The sequence below is a fragment of the Kineococcus endophyticus genome (assembly GCF_040796495.1).
Lineage (GTDB): Bacteria > Actinomycetota > Actinomycetes > Actinomycetales > Kineococcaceae > Kineococcus > Kineococcus endophyticus.
The window spans coordinates 43,786-62,221 of the sequence record NZ_JBFNQN010000013.1; the positions used below are offsets into that span (position 1 = coordinate 43,786).

Sequence of the window (18,436 nt, forward strand, 5' to 3'; positions counted from 1 at the left end):
AATCGTCACGGAGCGTGAACGCCTTCGTCAAGCTGACCTGCCGTTTCGCACCCGGTTTCAGGGAATCACCACCCTCTCGGCACCAAAACCGTTACTCCTTGTGAGCGTTTGATCTCACAACGACAACGCGGTGGGTGAGGTCCAGCGGCGCGTTGCCCCCGGACGTGTCGTCCAGCGTGCTCCTGTAGGGTCGCCGGTGACCACCGCGCCACGCGCACGCTCCGTGCAGGGCCGGTGAAGACGTCCTTTAAGGATCCGTCCCGTGAGGCGGGGAAGGAGGTCAGCAGTGAACGCTGTCCCCGAACGGCCGGACGCCCGGGTGCTCCTGGAGGCTCCGGACATCGCCCGTGCCGTGACGCGCATCGCGCACGAGCTGCTCGAGACCAACAAGGGCCCGGACGACCTCGTCCTGCTCGGCATCCCGACGAGGGGAGTGCCGCTGGCCCGCCGGCTCGCGGCCCGCCTCGCCGAGGTCGAGGGGACGACCGTCCCGACGGGCTCGCTCGACGTGACCATGTACCGCGACGACCTGCGTCGGCACCCCACCCGCGCGCTGCTCCCGACGGAGCTGCCGGCCGGGGGCATCGACGACAAGGTCGTGGTCCTCGTCGACGACGTCCTGTACTCCGGGCGCACCATCCGCTCCGCGCTCGACGCGCTCAACGACCTGGGCCGGCCGCGCGCGGTGCGCCTCGCGGTCCTCGTCGACCGCGGCCACCGCGAGCTGCCGATCCGCGCCGACCACGTCGGCAAGAACCTGCCGACGTCGTCGTCCGAGCGGGTCAGCGTCCTGCTCACCGAGCTCGACGGCCGCGACGCCGTCCTCATCACCGGTGGGGGGAACTGATGCGCCACCTGCTGTCCGCGGCCGACCTGGACCGCGACGCCGCCGTGCACGTCCTGGACGTCGCCGAGGAGATGGCGGCCACCCAGCGCCGCGTCGTCAAGAAGCTGCCGACGCTGCGCGGGCGAACGGTCGTCAACCTCTTCTTCGAGGACTCCACCCGCACGAGGACGTCCTTCGAGGCCGCCGCCAAGCGGCTGAGCGCCGACGTCATCAACTTCTCGGCCAAGGGCTCGAGCGTCTCCAAGGGCGAGAGCCTGAAGGACACGGCGCTGACGCTGGAGGCCATGGGCGCCGACGCGGTCGTCGTCCGGCACGGCTCCTCCGGTGCGCCGCACCGCCTCGCGCACGCGGGCTGGACGCGCGGGGCCGTCGTCAACGCCGGGGACGGCACGCACGAGCACCCCACCCAGGCCCTGCTCGACGCGTACACGATGCGCCGCCACCTGCGCGGCGGCACCGGGGACCTCGCGGGCGCGAAGGTCGTCGTCGTGGGCGACGTGCTGCACTCGCGGGTCGCACGTTCCAACGTCCTCCTGCTGCACACCCTCGGCGCGCACGTCACGCTCGTCGCGCCGCCGACGCTGCTGCCCGTCGGCGTCGAAGCGTGGCCGTGCGAGACCTCGCACGACCTCGACGCGACGCTGCTGCGGGGCGAACCGGACGCGGTGATGATGCTGCGCGTGCAGGCCGAGCGGATGGACGCGTCGAAGGGGTCGTTCTTCCCCTCCGCGCGGGAGTACAGCCGCCGGTACGGCCTCGGGCGCGAGCGGCTCGGCATGCTCCCCGACGACACGATCGTCATGCACCCCGGCCCGATGAACCGCGGGCTGGAGATCTCCGCCGAGGCGGCCGACTCGGTGCGCTCCACCATCGTCGAGCAGGTCGGCAACGGCGTCGCCGTGCGGATGGCCGTCCTCTACCTGTTGCTGGCCGGCGAGCTCCCGGGAGGGGACGCGTGAAGACCCTGATCCAGAACGTCACGGTCGGGGGCGGGCAGACCGACCTCCTGCTCGCCGACGGGGTGGTGGCCGCCGTCGGACCGGGCCTGTCCGCCGACGACGCGACCGTCCTCGACGCGACGGGTCTGCGGGCCCTGCCCGGCCTCGTCGACCTGCACACCCACCTGCGCGAACCGGGCCGCGAGGACGCCGAGACCGTCGAGTCCGGCACCCGCAGCGCCGCCCGCGGCGGCTACACGTCGGTGTTCGCCATGGCCAACACCCTCCCCGTCGCCGACACCGCGGGTGTCGTCGAGCAGGTGCAGCGCCTGGGCGAGGAGGCCGGCTGGGTCGACGTCCGCCCGGTCGGGGCCGTCACGGTGGGCCTGGCCGGGCAGCAGCTCGCCGAGCTCGGCGCCATGGCCGACTCGCGCGCCGCCGTCCGCGTCTTCTCCGACGACGGGCACTGCGTCTCCGACGCCGTCCTCATGCGGCGCGCGCTGGAGTACGTCAAGGCCTTCGACGGCGTCATCGCCCAGCACGCCGAGGAACCTCGGCTGACCGAGGGTGCGCAGATGAACGAGGGCACGGTCTCTGCCGTCCTCGGCCTGCGCGGCTGGCCGAGCGTCGCGGAAGAGGCGGTCATCGCCCGCGACGTGCTGCTCGCCGACCACGTCGGCTCCCGGCTGCACGTCTGCCACCTGTCCACCCGGGGCTCGGTGGAGATCGTCCGCTGGGCCAAGCAGCGCGGTGTTCAGGTCACGGCCGAGGTCACGCCGCACCACCTGCTGCTCACCGACGAGCTGGTCCGCGGCTACGACCCGGTCTACAAGGTGAACCCGCCGCTGCGGACGCAGGCCGACGTCGAGGCTGTCCGCGAGGGGCTCGCCGACGGGACGATCGACATCGTCGCCACCGACCACGCCCCGCACCCGGTCGAGGCCAAGGACTGCGAGTGGTCCGCGGCGGCGATGGGGATGACCGGGCTGGAGACCGCGCTGAGCGTCGTGCAGCACACGATGGTCGACACCGGGCTGATGGGCTGGGACACGCTGGTGGACCGGATGTCGAGCGCCCCGGCGCGCATCGGCCGCCTGGCCGGGCACGGGCTGCCGCTGGAGGTCGGGAACCCCGCGAACCTGGTGCTCGTCGACCCCGCCGCGCGCTGGACGGTCGACCCCGCGGCGATGGCCACGGCCGGGCGGAACTCCCCGTTCCGCGGGATGGAACTGCCCGGGAAGGTCGTCGCGACGTTCCTGCGCGGCCGGCCCACGGTGCTCGACTCCGAGCTGGTGACGCCGTGAAGTGGATCGCGACGATCCTGCTGATCCTGGCCCTGCTCCTGTTGTGGCGCATGATGTTCATGGGCTACCGGGGTCGGGCGCTGCAGCAGAAGAAGGAGTTCCCGCGGCCCCTGGGCAGCCGGGACTGGAAGGGTCTGCGCGACGCCGTCGACGGCGTCTACGTCTCCACGACGGACGCCGAGAACGCCCTCGACCGCATCGCGGCGCACGGGCTCGGCACGCGCAGCGCGGTCTCGATGGGTTTCGTCGCCGAGGGCGTGGGCCTGCTGCGGCAGGGCGCCCGCTCGTTCGTGATACCGACCGCCGACATCGTCGGCGTGGGGCACGGCCCGGGCATGGTCGGCAAGTGGATGGGACGGGAGAAGGGTCTCGTCGTGCTGCGCTGGAAGCTGGGCGAGCGCGTCGTGGACACAGGGATCAAACCGCGGCACCCCGCCGAGGGCGCCAGGTTCGCGGAGCAGGTGGAGGAACTCGTGCGCACGAAGGACCAGCAGAAGCCCACGGACGGTTCGGGAGGAGCCCAGTGACCACCACGACGCGCAGGACCCCCGCCGTCCTGGTCCTCGAAGACGGCCGCACCTTCACCGGCGAGGCGTACGGCCGCGTCGGCACCACGGTGGGCGAGGCCGTGTTCTCCACCGGCATGACCGGGTACCAGGAGACCCTCACCGACCCCAGCTACCACCGCCAGGTCGTCGTCATGACGGCCCCGCACGTCGGCAACACCGGCTACAACGACGAGGACCAGGAGTCGGCGCGCATCTGGGTCGCCGGGTACGTCGTGCGCGACCCCGCGCGGGTCCCGTCGAACTGGCGGTCGCGCCGGGGCCTCGGCGAGGAACTCGACGCGCAGGGCGTCGTCGGCATCTCCGGGGTCGACACCCGCGCCCTCACCCGGCACCTGCGCGAGCGCGGTGCGATGAAGGTCGGCGTGTTCTCCGGCGAGGCCGCCACCCGGCCGGCCGCCGACCTCCTCGATGAGGTTCGCAACGCCCCCGACATGGAGGGCACCGACCTCGCCTCCCTCGTCAGCACGGACGAGCAGTACGTCGTCCCGGCGGTGGGGGAGCGCCGGTTCTCCGTCACCGCCGTCGACCTCGGCATCAAGTCGATGACCCCGCAGCGCCTCGCCGAGCGCGGCATCGAAGTCACCGTCGTGCCCTCGACCGCCACGCTGGAGGACGTCCTCACCTCCGGCCCCGACGGCGGCGCCCCCGACGGCGTGTTCTTCTCCAACGGCCCGGGCGACCCGGCCGCGGCGACCCACGAGATCGAGGTCCTGCAGGGCGTGCTCGAACGCCGCATCCCGTTCTTCGGGATCTGCTACGGCAACCAGCTGCTCGGCCGCGCCCTCGGTTACGGCACCTACAAGCTCAAGTACGGCCACCGCGGGATCAACCAGCCCGTCATGGACCTGACGACCCGCAAGGTCGAGGTCACCGCCCACAACCACGGGTTCGCCGTCGACGGCGCCGCGGGGGAGGTCCGCGACACCCCCTACGGCCGCGCCGAGGTCAGCCACGTCGGGCTCAACGACGGCGTCGTGGAGGGGCTGCGCTGCCTCGACGTGCCGGCGTTCTCCGTGCAGTACCACCCCGAGGCGGCGGCCGGTCCGCACGACGCCTCGTACCTGTTCGACCGGTTCGTCGACCTCATGCAGGGCACGCCCGCCGCGCAGCTCGTCGACGACCAGGGCGCGACCGACACGACTGAGCCGACCGTAGAGAAGGACGCCTGATGCCCCGCCGTTCCGACCTCTCCTCGGTCCTCGTCATCGGGTCCGGCCCGATCGTCATCGGCCAGGCCGCCGAGTTCGACTACTCCGGCACCCAGGCCTGCCGCGTCCTGAAGTCCGAGGGTCTGCGCGTCATCCTCGTGAACTCCAACCCGGCCACGATCATGACCGACCCGGAGATGGCCGACGCGACCTACGTCGAACCCATCACCCCCGCCACGGTCGAGGCCATCATCGCCAAGGAGCGCCCCGACGCGGTCCTGGCGACCCTCGGCGGCCAGACCGCCCTGAACACCGCGATCGCGTTGTACGAGAACGGCGCCCTGGAGAAGTACGGCGCCGAGCTCATCGGCGCCGACGTCGACGCCATCAAGCTCGGCGAGGACCGACTGCTGTTCAAGGGCGTGGTCGAGCGCTGCGGCGCCGAGTCGGCCCGTTCGCACCTGTGCCACTCCATGGACGAGGTCCTCACCGCGGCCGGGGACCTGGGCTACCCGGTCGTCGTGCGCCCCAGCTTCACCATGGGCGGCCTCGGTTCCGGGTTCGCCTACGACGAGGAGGACCTGCGCCGCATCGCCGGCCAGGGCCTGCACCACTCCCCGGTCACCGAGGTGCTCCTGGAGGAGTCGATCCTCGGCTGGAAGGAGTACGAGCTCGAGCTCATGCGCGACCGCGCCGACAACGTCGTGGTCGTCTGCTCGATCGAGAACTTCGACCCGGTCGGGGTGCACACGGGCGACTCGATCACCGTCGCGCCCGCGATGACCCTCACCGACCGCGAGTTCCAGCGCATGCGGGACATCGGCATCGCCGTCATCCGCGAGGTCGGCGTCGACACCGGCGGCTGCAACATCCAGTTCGCCGTGAACCCCGTCGACGGCCGCATCATCGTCATCGAGATGAACCCGCGCGTCTCGCGGTCCTCGGCCCTGGCGTCGAAGGCGACGGGTTTCCCCATCGCCAAGATCGCGGCCCGGCTCGCCGTCGGCTACACCCTCGACGAGATCCCCAACGACATCACCTCGGTGACGCCGGCGAGCTTCGAGCCCACGCTCGACTACGTCGTCGTCAAGGTGCCGCGGTTCGCGTTCGAGAAGTTCCCGGCCGCCGACCCCACCCTCACCACGACGATGAAGAGCGTCGGGGAGGCCATGGCCCTGGGCCGCAACTTCACCGAGGCGCTGCAGAAGGCGTTGCGCAGCACCGAGAAGCGCGGTGCGGCGTTCAGCTGGGCCGGCCCCGTCGGGGACCGCGCGGACCTGCTGCGCCGCGTGGAGCAGCCGACCGACGAACGCATCGGCCTGCTCATGCAGGCCATCCGCGCCGGCGCGACGCCGGAGGAGCTGTTCGCGGCCACCAAGATCGACCCGTGGTACCTCGACCAGCTGTTCCTGCTCGACGAGATCGCCGTCGAGGTCCGCGAGAGCGACGAGCTGACGCCCGAGCTGCTGCGCCACGCCAAGCGGCACGGGTTCTCCGACGCGCAGATCGGCGAGCTGCGCCACCTGCACGAGGACGTCGTCCGCGGCGTCCGGCACGCGCTCGGCATCCGGCCCGTCTTCAAGACGGTCGACACGTGCGCGGCGGAGTTCGCGGCCAGCACGCCGTACCACTACTCCTCCTACGACACCGAGGACGAGACGCAGCCGCGCGAGAAGCCGGCGATCGTCATCCTCGGCTCCGGGCCGAACCGCATCGGGCAGGGCGTCGAGTTCGACTACTCCTGCGTCCACGCCAGCTTCGCCCTCTCCGAGGCCGGCTACGAGACCGTCATGGTCAACTGCAACCCTGAGACGGTCTCGACCGACTACGACACCTCCGACCGCCTGTACTTCGAGCCGCTGACGCTCGAGGACGTCCTGGAGGTCGTGCACGCCGAGATGCGCTGCGGCCCGGTCGCCGGCGTCGTCGTCCAGCTCGGCGGGCAGACGCCGCTGGGGCTGGCGGCCAAGCTGGAGCAGGCGGGCGTCCCGATCATCGGGACCTCGCCGGCCGCCATCGACCTCGCCGAGGAGCGCGGAGCGTTCGGCCGGGTGCTGGAGAAGGCGGGCCTCGTCGCCCCCAAGCACGGGACGGCCTCGAGCTTCCCGCAGGCCAAGGCGATCGCGGCGGAGATCGGGTACCCCGTGCTCGTCCGCCCGAGCTACGTCCTCGGCGGCCGTGGCATGCAGATCGTCTACGACGAGGCCTCCCTCGAGCAGTACATGGCGACGGCGACCGAGGTCTCCGCCGAGCGCCCGGTGCTCGTGGACCGGTTCCTGGACAACGGCGTCGAGATCGACGTCGACGCCCTGTTCGACGGCGAGGAGATGTACCTCGGCGGGATCATGGAGCACATCGAGGAGGCCGGGATCCACTCCGGGGACTCCGCGTGCGTCATCCCGCCGGTGACGCTCGGCGCCTCCGAGCTCGAACGCGTCCGCACGGCCACCGAGGCCATCGCCCGCGGCGTCGGGGTGCGGGGCCTGCTCAACGTCCAGTTCGCCCTGGCGGCCGACATCCTCTACGTCCTGGAGGCGAACCCGCGGGCCTCGCGGACCGTGCCGTTCGTGTCCAAGGCGACGGGCGTCCCGCTGGCCAAGGCCGCGGCGCGGCTCATGGCGGGCACCCCGATCCGTGAGCTGCGGGCGCAGGGGCTGCTGCCCGCGCACGGCGACGGCGGGCTGCTGCCCGCGGAGTCGCCCGTCTCCGTCAAGGAGGCGGTCCTGCCCTTCGCACGGTTCCGCACCGCGCAGGGCGTGGTCGTCGACTCGCTGCTGGGGCCGGAGATGCGGTCCACCGGTGAGGTCATGGGCATCGACGTCGACTTCCCGACGGCGTTCGGCAAGTCGCAGACCGCGGCGTACGGCGGTCTGCCCACCGGCGGCACGGCGTTCATCTCCGTCGCCGACCGCGACAAGCGCGCCATGATCTTCCCGATCAAGCGCCTGGCCGACCTCGGGTTCACGCTGGTGGCCACCGAAGGCACCGCGCAGGTGCTGCGGCGCAACGGCATCGCCAGCACCGTCGTGCGCAAGCTGTCCGAGGGCACCAGCGAGGACGGCGAGCTGACGATCGTCGGCCGCATCGCCGCCGGCGAGATCGCGATGGTCGTCAACACCCCCTCGGGCGACCAGGCCCGCGCGGACGGGTACGAGATCCGGGCGGCGGCGACGTCGGTCGGGTCCCCGATCATCACCACGATCCAGGAGCTCTCGGCGGCCGTGCAGGCGATCGAGGCCACCCTGGACGCCGAACGCCACGGCGAGGGGTTGCGGGTGGCGTCGCTGCAGGAGCACACCGCCCGGCTCGTGGGGGCCTGGGAGGGTTTCCGGGCATGAGCGGCGGCGAGGGTCCTCAGCGGTTCGGGGCGCGGCTCGCGGAGGCGGTCACCGCGCACGGTCCGCTGTGCGCGGGGATCGACCCGCACACGCCGTTGCTCGCGGCGTGGGGCCTGACCGACGACGCGGACGGTGTGGAGCGGTTCGGCCGCATCGTCGTCGAGGCCCTCGCCGAGCACGTCGCCTGCGTCAAACCGCAGGCGGCGTTCTTCGAGCGGCACGGCTCGCGTGGGGTCGCCGCGCTCGAGCGGGTCGTCGCCGACGCCCGCGCCGCGGGGCTGCTGACCATCGTCGACGCCAAGCGCGGCGACATCGGCTCGACCATGGCGGGGTACGCCGACGCCTTCGTCGGCGACTCCCCACTCGCGGGGGACGCCGTGACCGTCTCGCCGTACCTCGGGTTCGGTTCGCTGCGTCCGCTGCTCGACCTCGCCGCGCAGCACGGGCGGGGCGTCTTCGTCCTCGCACTGACGTCGAACCCCGAGGGGGCCGCCGTCCAGCACGCCGTGGGCGCCGACGGACGCCCGGTGGCCCGTGCCGTCGCCGAGGCGGCCGCCGCCGAGAACGCGGGCGCGACCCCCTACGGGGACGTCGGGCTCGTCGTCGGGGCGACCGTGGGGTCCGCGGTCAGCGACCTCGGGATCGACCTGGCCGCCGTCAACGGGCCGCTGCTCGCGCCGGGGGTCGGTGCCCAGGGGGGCACCGCGGAGGACCTGCGGCAGGTCTTCGGCGACGCCCGCCGGCTCGTGCTCGCCGCCAGCTCACGGGAGGTGCTCGCCGCCGGTCCCTCGACGACGGCTCTGCGCGACGCCGCCCGTCGTTCGGCGGACGCGCTCACCGCAGCGCTCGCGGGGTGACCTGCCGGGCGCTCACCGGGTGGTGTGCGGCGCCGGTGCCTACGATGGCCGACGTGCTGCTGCCCCACGCCCCGACGTCGGCCCGGACCACCGGACCGGTCCGCTGATGCCGTCGCGCATGATCGCCCGCGGCCTGGCCGCGCTGACCGTCACGGCCGTCGAGGTGGGGCACGACGAGCTCGAGGCGCGTCGCCAGGTGGGGGCCTTCCTGCAGAACCTCGCCCTCGACCCCGTCGTGGTGCTGCACGAGGCGGTCGCGGCGGTCGCTGAACTCGCGCCCGCCGAGATGCAGGAGGCGAGCGGTGAACGGCAGCTCCTCGCCGCGCTCGAGGCGCGGTCCTGGCTGGAGCGCATGACCGTCGACAGCGCGCGCGGCGTCCCGCTCTGAGGTTCGTCCCGGTTCGGATCGTTGGGTCCTCGCTGCCGATGAATGGGAGCGAGGGGCCAACGATCGGACCCTCGGGGGGCGGCGCAACGGCCAGGTGTTCACCCTGAGGTTCCCAGTTGGTTGCTGAGCGTGGCTAGGGTGCCCCGGTCCGTGTGATCGACCGGAAGGCACCCGCCATGCACCGCCCGACGACCCGTCCGTCCCGCCGCCGGCTGCTGACCGGGGGAGCGCTGTCGCTCCTGCTCGCCGGGCCCCTCACCACCCTCCCCGCCTCGGCCGCGACGTGCCCGGCGCCCACCCGCACGATCGGTGCCGTCCAGGGCGCCGGGGACACCACGCCGCTGGCCGGTCAGCAGGTCACCGTCGCCGGCACCGTCGTCGGCGACACCCCCGGCCTGGGCGGCTTCCACCTCCAGGACGGCGGGGACCGCGACCCACGGACGTCCGACGGCGTCTTCGTGTACGCCCCGGGCGCCCAGGTCGACCTGGGGGACACCGTCGCGGTGACGGGCACCGCCGGCGAGTTCGGCGGGCAGACCCAGGTCTCGGCCGCCGGCACCGCGGGGGTCACCGTCTGCCGCGACGGGTCGGCGAAGGACCTGCCGCGTGCCGCGCGCCTCGCGCTGCCCGCCGACGACGCAGCCCGCGAACGCCTCGAGGGGATGCTCGTCGCCCCCGCCGACCGCCTCACCGTCAGCGAGGTGTACGGCCTCACCAGCTACGGGGAACTCACCCTGTCCGCAGACGGCCTCCTAGTGCAGCCCACCGAGCTCGCCCGCCCCGGCACCCCGGCCGCGCAACGCATCGCCGCGCGCAACACCGAGCGCAGCATCGTCCTCGACGATGCCCGCACCGCCCGCACCAGCACCACCGCCCGGCCCTACCTCAGCCCGACCACGCCCGTCCGCGTCGGCGACACCGCCCGCCTGCGCGAACCCGTCGTCCTCGGGTACGGGTTCGACGCCTGGCGCCTGCAGCCGGCCGACGGGACCGCCGACGGTCTGCTCGCCCCCCAGGACACCCGCCGCGACCGTCCCGACCGCGTCGGTGGGGACGTGCGCGTCGGTGCGTTCAACGTCCTGAACTACTTCCTGACCTTCACCGGCCCGAACGCCCGCGGCGCCGACGACCAGGCCGGGCTCGACCGCCAGGCCGGCAAGATCGTCCCCGCCGTCCAGGCGCTGGGGGCGGACGTCGTCACCCTCATGGAGATCGAGGACACCGACTCCACGGGCCTCACCCCCGGCGACGCCGACACGGCGCTCGCGGACCTCGTGCGTCGGCTCAACGCGAGCGGCGGGGCCGGGCACTGGTCCTACGTGCCGATGCCGAAGGAGCTGTACGGCACCGACCGGGACGTCATCCGCAACGCGATCGTCTACCGGGACGACGTGGTGGCCCCGGTCGGCGCCCCGGTCGGTCTCGTCGACGAGACGGTGTGGGACAACGCCCGCGAACCCCAGGCGCAGACCTTCGAGCGCACCGGCCGGAGCGCGGACCGTCGGGGGAAGGACCGCTTCACGGTGGTGGCCAACCACTTCAAGTCCAAGGGCTCCGGCGACGCCGCGACCGGGGACAACGCCGACACGGGCGACGGGCAGGGGGCCTGGAACGGGGACCGGGTCCGGCAGGCCGCCTCCCTGGCGGGCTTCGTCGACGCCCTGCGCCGCACCACGGGCGACCCGGACGTCCTCGTCCTCGGCGACCTCAACTCCTACACGCAGGAGGATCCGGTGGAGGAGCTGCGGCGCAACGGGTTGACCGACCTCGGCAGCCGGTTCGACCGGGGCCGGTACAGCTACGTCTTCGACGCCCTGTCCGGGTCGCTGGACCACGCCCTGGCCACGCGCGAACTCACCCGCAAGGTGACCGGCGCGGCGCACTGGAACGTGAACTCGGTCGAGTCCGGTGCCTACCAGTACGACGGCGACCCGGCCCTGTACGCGGCGGACCCCTTCCGCTCCAGCGACCACGACCCGGTCGTCGTGGGGCTCGACCTGCGCGACTGAACGGCACCTGCCCCCGACGGCCCCGGACACGAGCGTCCGGGGCCGTCCTGCGTTCCCGGCAAACTGCTCACCCGCGCCGCCTCTGGTGAGGCAATCCTCAACTCCGTCTCGGACATGTAACAACTGTGTGACGAGGGTGGGGCGGATTTGGTGAGCACTCAGGCATGTCCTAGCGTCTGCCCTCGCACGCCCGAGCAGGACCTTCCAGGACCGTACGCCGGAACGAGGACGTAGATGTCGCCGATGACGCAGCCCGCAGTGCCCCAGGACGACCCCGCACGGGAACCCGCGCAGGACCGGTCCCTCCGTCCCACCCGGCGGACCTTCGCCCTCGCCTCCGTGGCGACGGCGGGTCTGGCCACGCTCTCGGCGTGCGCCGAGAGCCAGCGCGACGAGGGGGGTTCGGGCGGTTCCAGCAGCGGCAGCGGGCGGGACACGTTCGTCTTCGGCGGCTCCGCCGACCCCGACTCCCTCGACCCCGTGTTCGCCTCCGACGGCGAGACGTTCCGCGTCACCCGGCAGATCTTCGAGGGGCTCGTCTCCACCAAGCCGGGCACGACCGACCTCGCGCCCTCGCTGGCCACGAAGTGGGAGACGTCGGACGACGGGAAGTCCTACACCTTCACCCTCCAGGAGGGCGTGAAGTTCTCCAACGGCAAGCCGTTCGACGCCGCGGCCGTCGTCGCGAACTTCGAGCGCTGGTACAACCTGCGCGGCGTGGCGCAGGGCGAGGACCTGGCCTACTACTACCGCTCGATCTTCCGCGGGTTCAAGACGAACGACGACCCCGCGCTGGGCACGTCCCTCTACGCCGGTGCGACCGCGAACTCCGACGGCACCGTGACCGTGAACCTCACCAGCCCGTTCGCCGGGTTCCTCGCCTCCCTCACCCTGCCCGCGTTCGCGATGCAGGAGACGGAGGCGGCCGAGGCCGGCGGTGGGAACGGCGCGAACGGCGCCGACCCGCGGCAGAGCGACTACGCCACCAAGGGCCCGGTCGGCACCGGCCCCTTCACGTTCAGCGCGTGGGAACGGGGCCAGCAGGTCACCCTCAAGCGCAACGAGGAGTACTGGGGCGACAAGGCCAAGGTCGCGACGGCCGTCGTCCGCGTCATCGGTGACGGCACGGCCCGCCGGCAGGCCCTCCAGAACGGCGACATCGACGGGTACGACCTCGTCGCGCCCGCCGACGTCGAGACGCTGAAGTCGGCCGACTTCCAGATCCAGAACCGGCCGGCGTTCAACATCCTCTACCTCGGCATCAACCAGGCCTACGCCCCGCTCGGCGACCTCAAGGTCCGGCAGGCGATCGCGCACGCCATCGACAAGGAGGCCGTCATCAAGAACGCCCTCCCCGAGGGCACCAAGCCGGCCACGCAGTTCATGCCGGACAACGTCATCGGCTGGAACGAGTCCGTGACGACGTACGAGTACGACGTCGCCAAGGCCAAGCAGTTGTTGGCCGAGGCCGGGCAGAGCGCGATCAACATCCCCTTCAACTACCCGACGGGCGTCTCCCGGCCCTACATGCCGAACCCCGAGACCATCTACAACGCCATCAACCAGCAGCTGACCGCGGCCGGCATCACCACGACGCCGGTGGCCGAGCAGTGGACGCCGAACTACCTCGGCACCGTCCAGGGCGGGACGCAGCACGGTCTGCACCTGCTGGGGTGGACGGGTGACTACAACGACCCGGACAACTTCATCGGCGTGTTCTTCGGCGCGCAGACGAACGAGTGGGGCTTCAACGACCCCGGCCTGTTCGAGGCGCTCGCCAAGGCCCGCACCGTGACGACCGAGTCCGAGCAGGAATCGGCCTACCAGGACATCAACGAGCAGATCATGACGCTGCTGCCGGGCATCCCGATGGCCAGCCCCGTGCCCTCGCTCGCGTTCGCGCCGGGCGTGGACGGGTACACCGCCAGCCCGGTCCAGGACGAGGTGTGGAACACCGTCTCGGTCTCCGGCTCCTGATGGGCGCAGCCGCACCGCAGGGGGCGGCGTGCTGACGCTCGTCGTGCGCCGCCTCGGCCTGCTCGTGGTCGTCCTGTTCGGGTTGTCGCTGCTGCTGTTCGCCTGGGTCCGGGCCCTCCCGGGGGACCCGGCCCGGGCGCTGCTGGGGGAGAAGGCGACCCCGGCCGGCATCGCGGCGGTCAACGAGCGCTACGGGTTCGACCAGCCCGTCTGGCAGCAGTACGTCACCTACCTGGGACGGTTGCTGCGCGGGGACTTCGGGGCCTCCATCAACACCGGCGAACCCGTCGTCCAGACGTTCACCGAGCGGTTTCCCGCGACGATCGAACTGTCGGTGGCGGCGCTGCTGCTGGCGATCGTCGTGGGCATCCCGCTGGGGTACCTCGCGGCACGCCGTCGCGGTGGCTGGCTCGACAACCTCGTCGTCGGCGGTTCGCTGCTCGGGGTCGTCGTCCCCGTGTTCTTCCTCGCCGTCATCCTCAAGTACGTCCTGGCCATCGAGCTCGGCTGGTTCCCCACCTCGGGACGGCAGAACGCGCGCATCGACGCCACCCACATCACGAACTTCTACGTGCTGGACGGGTTGCTGACGCGCGAGTGGGACGCGAGCTGGGACGCCGTCGTGCACCTCGTGCTGCCCGCGCTGGCCCTGGGGTCGATCCCGCTGGCCATCATCGTGCGCATCACCCGGGCCTCCGTGCTCGACGTGCTCGGCGACGACCACGTGCGCACGGCCCAGGCCAAGGGATTGCCGCGCGCGGTCATCAGCCGCCGGCACGTCCTGCGCAACGCGCTGCTGCCGGTGTCCACGACGCTGGGCCTGCAGGCGGGCGCGTTGCTGTCGGGGGCCGTGCTCACCGAGACGGTGTTCTCCATCAACGGCATCGGCAGCTACCTGTTCGACGCCGTGACCCAGCTCGACTACCCGGTGCTGCAGGGGTTCATCCTCTTCATCGCCGTCGTGTACGCACTCGTGAACCTCGTGGTGGACGTCAGCTACGGGTTCATCGACCCGAGGGTGAGGGTGTCGTGACCGCACTGGACGCGCTGACGCCGACCGGACCCGGTCCGGACGCGGCGGCGGCCACCGGCGAGGACGGGGTCGGTCCCTGGCGTTCGGCGTGGCGGCGGTTGCGCCGCAACCCCGCCGGGATCGTGGGAGCCGTCATCGTCCTGGTCTTCGTGCTCGTCGCCGTCGCGGCGCCGCTGCTGGCGCCGTACCGGCCCGCGACGTCGGAGTGGTTCGGCGAGGTCACCCCGACCTCCGTGCCCGGGCCCAGCGCCGACCACGTCCTGGGCCTGGACTCCTTCGGGTCCGACCTGCTGACGCAGCTGCTCTACGGGGCGCGCTCGTCGCTGGTCATCGGCGTCGTCTCCACGGCCGTCGGCCTCGCCGCCGGTGCGCTGCTCGGCATCCTCGCGGGCGGGATCGGCGGCAAGGTCGACACCGTCGTCATGCGGATCGTCGACGTCCTGCTGTCGATCCCGAGCCTGCTGCTGGCGGTGTCCGTCGCGGCCGTCCTCGGCCGGAACTCCTGGTCGATCATGCTGGCGATCTCGGCGGCGCAGGTGCCGATCTTCGCGCGCCTGCTGCGCGCCTCCCTGCTCGCCCAGCGCGGTCAGGACTACGTCGTCGCGCTGCGCTCGCTCGGGTTGCGCCGCCGCCGCATCGTCGTGGGCCACATGCTGCCGAACTCCCTCGGCCCGGTGCTCGTCCAGGCCACGCTGACGCTGGCGACGGCGGTCATCGAGGTGGCGGCCCTGAGCTTCCTCGGCCTCGGCGACCCGAACCCCGCGGTCGCCGAGTGGGGGCGCATGCTCGTCACCGCCCAGGCCCGGCTCGACCAGGCGCCGCAACTGGCGCTCTACCCCGGTCTCGCCATCGCCGTCACCGCGCTGGGGTTCACCCTGCTCGGCGAGGCGCTGCGCGAGGCCCTGGACCCGAGGAGTTCGCGATGACGTTGCTCGAGGTCGAGGACCTGCGGGTGACGTTCTCCCGCAAGGGCTCGCCGGACTTCACCGCCGTCGACGGGGTCTCCTTCGACGTGGCCGCCGGCGAGGTCGTCGGCCTCGTCGGGGAGTCCGGCTGCGGGAAGTCCGTCACGTCGCTGGCCGTCATGGGCCTGCTGCCGCGGCGCTCGGCCCGCGTCTCCGGGGCCGTCCGCTTCGACGGGGACGACCTGCTGGCGGCCTCGCCCGCGCAGCTGGCCCGCCGCCGCGGCAAGGACCTGGCCATGGTGTTCCAGGACCCCATGACGTCGCTGAACCCCGTCCTGACGCTGGGCCGGCAGCTCACCGAGGTGCTGCGCACGCACACGGACCTGGACCGGGCCGCGGCGAAGAAGGAGGCCGTCGAACTGCTCGGGCGCGTCGGGATCCCCGACCCCCGGCGCCGGGTGGGGGAGTACCCCCACCAGCTGTCCGGCGGGATGCGCCAGCGCGTCCTCATCGCCATCGCGCTGGCGTGCTCGCCGCGGCTCATCATCGCCGACGAGCCCACGACGGCCCTCGACGTGACGATCCAGGCGCAGGTCCTGGACCTGCTGACGGGTCTGGTGCGGGAGTCGGGCACGGCGATGGTCCTCATCACGCACGACCTCGGGGTCGTGGCCGGCACGTGCGACCGCGTCAACGTCCTGTACGCCGGCAAGGTCGTCGAGCAGGCCCCGCGCGGGGAGCTGTTCGCCCGGCCCCGGCACCGCTACACGACGGGGCTGCTCGCCGCGGTCCCGCGCGTGGACGCCCCCGAGGGCACCGCCCTGCAGCCCGTGCCGGGCACGGTGCGTGACCGGCTGCCGTGGAGCACGGGGTGCGCGTTCGCCCCGCGGTGCGCGGCATCCGACGAGGCCTGCCGGTCGGGCGAGATCGCGCTCGACGCCGCCGGTCGGGCCGGGCACCCCGCCCGCTGCGTCCACCCCGCCGACGCCGACCTGGAGGTCTCGCGATGACGCACCCGACGCCGCAACCCCCGGCGGACGACGCCCTGCTGTCCGTGCGCGACCTGCAGGTCCACTACCCGATCCGCTCGGGGATCCTGCAGCGCCGCGTGGGGGCCGTGAAGGCCGTCGACGGCGTCTCGTTCGACGTCGTGCGCGGGACCACCTACGGCCTGGTCGGGGAGTCCGGCTGCGGCAAGTCGACGCTGGGCCGGGCCGTGCTGCGCCTGGAGGAACCGACCGCCGGGACGGTCCACCTCGACGGCCGCGACGTCCTGGCGCTCGGCGCCGAGGAGCTGCGCCGGGAGCGCAAGCGCATGCAGATGGTCTTCCAGGACCCCCTCGCCAGCCTCGACCCGCGCCAGACGGTCGAGAGCGCCCTGACCGAGCCGCTCGCCGTGCACGGCGCCCCCGGCGGACCGTCGGCCTGGCGCACCCGCGTGCGCGGCCTGCTCGACCGCGTCGGACTGCCGGCCGGAGCCGGGGCGAAGTACCCGCACGAGTTCTCCGGCGGCCAGCGCCAGCGCGTCGGCATCGCCCGCGCGCTCGTCCTGGACCCCGCCCTGCTCGTCGCCGACGAACCCGTCTCCGCCCTCGACGTCTCCGTCCAGGCGCAGGTCCTCGTCCTGCTCGAGGAGCTCCAGCGGGACCTGGGCCTGACGTACCTCGTCATCGCCCACGACCTCGCCGTCGTCAAGCACGTCTCGACGACGGTCGGCGTCATGTACCTCGGCGGCCTCGTCGAGGAGGGGCCGAGCGGCGAGCTGTACGACCGGCCGCTGCACCCGTACACGCGGGCGCTGCTGTCGGCGGCGCCCGTGCCGGACCCCGTCGCGGAGGCCCGCCGGGAGCGCATCCGCCTCGTCGGGGACCTGCCGAGCCCGGCCGACCCGCCGACCGGCTGCCGCTTCCGCACCCGCTGCCCGTGGGTCCAGGAGACGCGCTGCCACGACGAGCGTCCGCAGCTGCGCGTGCTCGACGGGCACCCCCCGCAGCACCGCGTGGCGTGCCACTTCGCCGAGGAGATCGAGGCCGGCCGGCTGCTGCCGCACCGCGGTGCCGACCCCGTCCCGGTCGGTCCCCGGTGAGTCCCCGGTGATCGCGGACCCGCCGTTGCAGGCCCGTGACCTGGCTGGATAGGTTCACCCGGACCGCCGGCACCCGTCTGCGAGCGCAACGACCCGAGGTGATGAAGTGGCTCTGCCTCCCCTGACCGCCGAACAGCGCGCCGCCGCCCTGGAGAAGGCCGCGGCGGCCCGCCGCGAGCGGGCCGAGGTCAAGCACCGCCTCAAGTACACGGGCGGCAGCCTCGAGGAGGTCATCAAGGAGGGCCAGGAGAACGAGGTCCTCGGGAAGATGAAGGTCTCCGCGCTGCTGGAGTCCCTGCCGAACGTGGGCAAGGTCCGCGCGAAGCAGATCATGGAGGAGATCGGGATCTCGGAGTCGCGGCGCGTGCGCGGACTCGGCGCCCACCAGATCGCCGCCCTCGTCGAGCGCTTCGGGTCCACCGCCGGGAGCGCGTCCTGAACGTCCGGTCGTCCCAGCCCCACCGCCTCACCGTCCTGGCCGGGCCCACCGCGGTGGGCAAGGGCACCGTCTCCGCCGACCTGCGGGCGCGCTACCCGGACGTCTGGATCTCCGTCTCGGCCACGACGCGCGCCCAGCGCCCGGGTGAGGTCGACGGGGTCCACTACCACTTCGTCTCCGAGGAGACGTTCGACGGCTACGTCCGCGACGGCCAGCTGCTGGAGTGGGCGCGCGTGCACGGCCGGCACCGCTACGGCACCCCGCGCGGGCCCGTCGAGGAGGTCCTGGCCTCGGGTCGCCCGGCGCTGCTGGAGATCGACCTCGCCGGTGCGCGGCAGGTCCGGCAGGCCACGCAGGGCACCGACCTGGAGGCCGGTTTCGTCTTCCTGGCCCCCCCGAGCTGGGACGAACTGGTCCGCCGCCTCGTCGGCCGCGGCACCGAGACCGAGGAGGAGCGCGAGCGCCGGTTGGCGACCGCGCGGGTCGAGCTGGCCGCCGAACCGGAGTTCGACGTGACCATCTACAACGACGACGTGCAGCGCGCCACGGACGAGCTCGTAAGATGGATGGGTCTGCCGGTCAGCTGACCGGCTCTTTC

General features: G+C 72.7%; 16 protein-coding genes. All 16 read left to right on the top strand.

Translation table 11 applies throughout. The features are described 5' to 3' along the window. The first annotated feature begins 286 nt into the window (after positions 1-286). The 16 genes from pyrR to gmk all read left to right on the top strand — a co-directional run bounded on the left by pyrR (position 287) and on the right by gmk (position 18,425). On the top strand, positions 287-847 hold the full coding sequence (gene pyrR, locus AB1207_RS18225; protein WP_367639832.1) for a bifunctional pyr operon transcriptional regulator/uracil phosphoribosyltransferase PyrR: 561 nt from the start codon (positions 287-289) through the stop codon (positions 845-847). Next, positions 847-1,806 (top strand): aspartate carbamoyltransferase catalytic subunit, encoded by a 960-nt coding sequence (locus AB1207_RS18230; RefSeq protein ID WP_367639833.1) that lies wholly within the window; start codon positions 847-849, stop codon positions 1,804-1,806. Before pyrR ends, AB1207_RS18230 begins: the two co-directional genes overlap by 1 nt. After that, on the top strand, positions 1,803-3,089 hold the full coding sequence (locus AB1207_RS18235) for a dihydroorotase (protein ID WP_367639834.1): 1,287 nt from the start codon (positions 1,803-1,805) through the stop codon (positions 3,087-3,089). The genes AB1207_RS18230 and AB1207_RS18235 overlap by 4 nt, the downstream gene beginning before the upstream one ends. Continuing rightward, entirely contained in the window at positions 3,086-3,616 is a 531-nt protein-coding gene (locus AB1207_RS18240) for a PH-like domain-containing protein (protein ID WP_367639835.1), read from the top strand. The genes AB1207_RS18235 and AB1207_RS18240 overlap by 4 nt, the downstream gene beginning before the upstream one ends. Continuing rightward, a complete protein-coding gene (gene carA, locus AB1207_RS18245) occupies positions 3,613-4,827 on the top strand; it encodes a glutamine-hydrolyzing carbamoyl-phosphate synthase small subunit (protein ID WP_367639836.1) in 1,215 nt (404 codons plus the stop codon). The genes AB1207_RS18240 and carA overlap by 4 nt, the downstream gene beginning before the upstream one ends. Then, a complete protein-coding gene (gene carB / locus AB1207_RS18250) occupies positions 4,827-8,144 on the top strand; it encodes a carbamoyl-phosphate synthase large subunit (protein ID WP_367639837.1) in 3,318 nt (1,105 codons plus the stop codon). Before carA ends, carB begins: the two co-directional genes overlap by 1 nt. Next, positions 8,141-9,001, top strand: a complete 861-nt coding sequence (pyrF, locus tag AB1207_RS18255) for an orotidine-5'-phosphate decarboxylase (RefSeq protein WP_367639838.1) — start codon at positions 8,141-8,143, stop codon at positions 8,999-9,001. Before carB ends, pyrF begins: the two co-directional genes overlap by 4 nt. Positions 9,002-9,107: 106 nt before the next feature. Beyond that, the gene (locus tag AB1207_RS18260; protein WP_367639839.1) at positions 9,108-9,389 is read left to right on the top strand and encodes a hypothetical protein; all 282 of its coding nucleotides are present in this window, start codon (positions 9,108-9,110) and stop codon (positions 9,387-9,389) included. A gap of 176 nt (positions 9,390-9,565) precedes the next feature. Continuing rightward, positions 9,566-11,398: an ExeM/NucH family extracellular endonuclease gene (locus AB1207_RS18265; RefSeq protein ID WP_367639840.1), complete on the top strand. Its 1,833-nt coding sequence runs from the start codon at positions 9,566-9,568 to the stop codon at positions 11,396-11,398. Between the two features lie 243 nt (positions 11,399-11,641). Beyond that, complete coding sequence (locus AB1207_RS18270; protein ID WP_367639841.1) at positions 11,642-13,375, top strand: ABC transporter substrate-binding protein; 1,734 nt, start codon at positions 11,642-11,644, stop codon at positions 13,373-13,375. Between the two features lie 28 nt (positions 13,376-13,403). Next, positions 13,404-14,408, top strand: coding sequence for an ABC transporter permease (locus AB1207_RS18275; RefSeq protein WP_367639842.1), 1,005 nt, complete (start codon positions 13,404-13,406; stop codon positions 14,406-14,408). Then, positions 14,405-15,334, top strand: coding sequence for an ABC transporter permease (locus AB1207_RS18280; protein WP_367639843.1), 930 nt, complete (start codon positions 14,405-14,407; stop codon positions 15,332-15,334). Before AB1207_RS18275 ends, AB1207_RS18280 begins: the two co-directional genes overlap by 4 nt. Beyond that, positions 15,331-16,323 (top strand): ABC transporter ATP-binding protein, encoded by a 993-nt coding sequence (locus AB1207_RS18285; RefSeq protein WP_367639844.1) that lies wholly within the window; start codon positions 15,331-15,333, stop codon positions 16,321-16,323. The genes AB1207_RS18280 and AB1207_RS18285 overlap by 4 nt, the downstream gene beginning before the upstream one ends. Then, positions 16,320-17,399 carry an ABC transporter ATP-binding protein gene (locus tag AB1207_RS18290; RefSeq protein WP_367639845.1) on the top strand — a complete coding sequence of 360 codons (1,080 nt, stop codon included), beginning with the start codon at positions 16,320-16,322 and terminating at the stop codon, positions 17,397-17,399. The genes AB1207_RS18285 and AB1207_RS18290 overlap by 4 nt, the downstream gene beginning before the upstream one ends. A gap of 106 nt (positions 17,400-17,505) precedes the next feature. Then, a complete protein-coding gene (gene mihF / locus AB1207_RS18295; RefSeq protein WP_367639846.1) occupies positions 17,506-17,838 on the top strand; it encodes an integration host factor, actinobacterial type in 333 nt (110 codons plus the stop codon). Then, positions 17,835-18,425, top strand: a complete 591-nt coding sequence (gmk, locus tag AB1207_RS18300; RefSeq protein ID WP_437178980.1) for a guanylate kinase — start codon at positions 17,835-17,837, stop codon at positions 18,423-18,425. Before mihF ends, gmk begins: the two co-directional genes overlap by 4 nt. The last annotated feature ends 11 nt before the right edge of the window (positions 18,426-18,436 follow it).

Excerpts from the sequence above, each read along its gene's own strand:
- AB1207_RS18230 (WP_367639833.1), top strand. The coding sequence starts at position 847 with ATGCGCCACCTGCTGTCCGCGGCCGACCTGGACCGCGACGCCGCCGTG.
- carB (WP_367639837.1), top strand. The coding sequence starts at position 4,827 with ATGCCCCGCCGTTCCGACCTCTCCTCGGTCCTCGTCATCGGGTCCGGC.
- pyrF (WP_367639838.1), top strand. The coding sequence starts at position 8,141 with ATGAGCGGCGGCGAGGGTCCTCAGCGGTTCGGGGCGCGGCTCGCGGAG.
- AB1207_RS18260 (WP_367639839.1), top strand. The coding sequence starts at position 9,108 with ATGCCGTCGCGCATGATCGCCCGCGGCCTGGCCGCGCTGACCGTCACG.
- AB1207_RS18265 (WP_367639840.1), top strand. The coding sequence starts at position 9,566 with ATGCACCGCCCGACGACCCGTCCGTCCCGCCGCCGGCTGCTGACCGGG.
- AB1207_RS18270 (WP_367639841.1), top strand. The coding sequence starts at position 11,642 with ATGACGCAGCCCGCAGTGCCCCAGGACGACCCCGCACGGGAACCCGCG.
- AB1207_RS18285 (WP_367639844.1), top strand. The coding sequence starts at position 15,331 with ATGACGTTGCTCGAGGTCGAGGACCTGCGGGTGACGTTCTCCCGCAAG.
- AB1207_RS18290 (WP_367639845.1), top strand. The coding sequence starts at position 16,320 with ATGACGCACCCGACGCCGCAACCCCCGGCGGACGACGCCCTGCTGTCC.